Origin of the sequence: Roseomonas genomospecies 6 (assembly GCF_008365375.1) — a bacterium.
Lineage (GTDB): Bacteria > Pseudomonadota > Alphaproteobacteria > Azospirillales > Azospirillaceae > Azospirillum.
This window is the reverse complement of the sequence record NZ_QOKW01000089.1, coordinates 1-943: the sequence shown is the minus strand read 5'-3', so window position 1 is coordinate 943 and position 943 is coordinate 1. Positions and strand designations below refer to the sequence as shown.

Below are 943 nucleotides of genomic sequence, written 5' to 3'. Positions count from 1 at the left end.
ACAGCCCGTTTCGAAAGTCGCACTGACGGGGTGAGGGTCTGACGTAACGGCTGTTGGCAGGGAACACACACCCTGCCGGAGGCCGCTGATGTGGACGCCCGAGGACCGCCGGCTGGTTGGCGATTACGGCGCCGGCCAAGCCCTGAGCGATGATCAGTACCGCCTGATCGAGCCCCTGATTCCTTCAGCCAAGCCCGGTGGACGGCCCCGCAGCACGGACATGCGCCGGCTGCTGGACGCCCTGTTCTATGTGGTACGGACCGGCTGCCAATGGCGCCATCTTCCGCCCCCGCCGGCCTTCCCGCCCTGGCCCACGGTCTACCGCTACTTCCGGGCCTTCCTGGAAGCCGGCGTGTGGGAGGCCCTGCGCCACCATCTGGTGGTGATGCTGCGCGAGCAGGAGGGCCGCGATCCGACGCCCTCGGCCGCCATCCTCGACACCCAGAGCGTCAAAACGACGGAAAAAGGGGCGTGCGCGGCTTTGACGCGGCCAAGAAGATCAAGGGCCGCAAGCGTCACATCGCCGTCGACACCTCGGGCTTCCTGCTCGGCGTCCTCGTCCACGCCGCCAACATCCAGGACGCCGACAGCGCCGGAGCGCTGCTGACGCGGATCAAGCGGCTCTACTGCTGGCTGCGCGCCATCTTCGCCGACAGCATCTACAATCGGATGCCGGTGATCCTCGCCTGTTTCCTGCTCGGGCTGACGCTGATCATCGTCCGGCGCATCGCCGGGGGCGGCTTCATCCTCGTTCCCCGCCGCTGGGTGGTCGAACGATCCTTCGGGTGGCTCGGACGGTGGCGACGCTTGTCCAAGGATTACGAGGAACGCACCGACGTCGCCGAGGCCATGGTTACCCTCGCCGCCATCAGGATCATGCTGCACCGCCTCGTCCACCCAAACCGCAGGCGACTGCTTTCACCGGACTTCCGAAACGGGCTGT

The 943-nt window shown here is 66.9% G+C and carries 1 protein-coding gene; it reads left to right on the top strand.

The genetic code is table 11. From position 1 onward, the window contains the following. Nucleotides 1-88: 88 nt before the first annotated feature. Nucleotides 89-943, top strand: a protein-coding gene (locus DS843_RS30890; protein WP_286192421.1) for an IS5 family transposase whose coding sequence is annotated in 2 segments (ribosomal slippage) — nt 89-464 and nt 464-943 — 856 coding nt annotated over the 2 segments. Because the reading frame shifts where the segments join, the coding sequence is not laid out codon by codon here. This gene is flagged as partial in the annotation.